The following is a 742-nucleotide window of genomic DNA, read 5'->3' on the forward strand; positions in this document are numbered from 1 at the left end:
CCGGCGGTATCCGAGAAGCGGCTGTCGTTAACACGAGGCGGCAACGTGCGCTACCAGCTCAAGACGCCGTACCGGGACGGCACCACGCACGTCATTTTCGAACCATTGGATTTCATTGCAAGGCTGGCCGCCCTGGTACCGAAGCCCAGAGTCAACCTAACCCGCTTCCACGGGGTGTTCGCACCCAACAGTCGGCACCGGGCGTTGGTCACGCCGGCAAAACGGGGCAGGGGCAACAAGGTCAGGGTGGCTGATGAACCGGCAACACCAGCACAACGGCGAGCGTCGATGACATGGGCGCAACGGCTCAAGCGTGTTTTCAATATCGACATCGAGACCTGCAGCGGCTGCGGCGGCGCCATGAAAGTCATCGCCTGCATTGAAGACCCTATAGTGATCAAGCAGATCCTTGATCACCTGAAGCACAAAGCCGAAACCAGCGGGACCAGGGCGTTACCCGAAAGCCGGGCGCCACCGGCTGAGCTGCTCCTGGGTCTGTTTGACTGACGAGCCTGAAGGCCAACGATACCAATCAAAATGCTGCGTTCACAGCGCCGCGGCAGGGATCCGCCGTGCTGGTTGTCGGAAAAGGAGCCGCTAGTGGGAAAGAGGAGGGTAAATTTTCAGCGTTGCTGGCTCCCCGTCAGCCGGATTGGGTTGCATCGCAGGGGTGTCGAAAGAGTCAACTGCGGTCCAAAGCTGTTGGACTTGGGTGAAAAGGGCGTTTATTCTTCCTATACGT

Annotated in this window: 1 protein-coding gene; it reads left to right on the top strand. The window is 59.2% G+C overall.

The genetic code is table 11. The features are described from left to right. On the top strand, nucleotides 1-507 hold a 507-nt coding region (locus CHR62_RS15535), incomplete at its 5' end, for a transposase (protein WP_031971774.1). Nucleotides 508-742: the final 235 nt, after the last annotated feature.

This window comes from Pusillimonas sp. NJUB218, assembly GCF_003788685.1.
GTDB lineage: Bacteria > Pseudomonadota > Gammaproteobacteria > Burkholderiales > Burkholderiaceae_B > Neopusillimonas.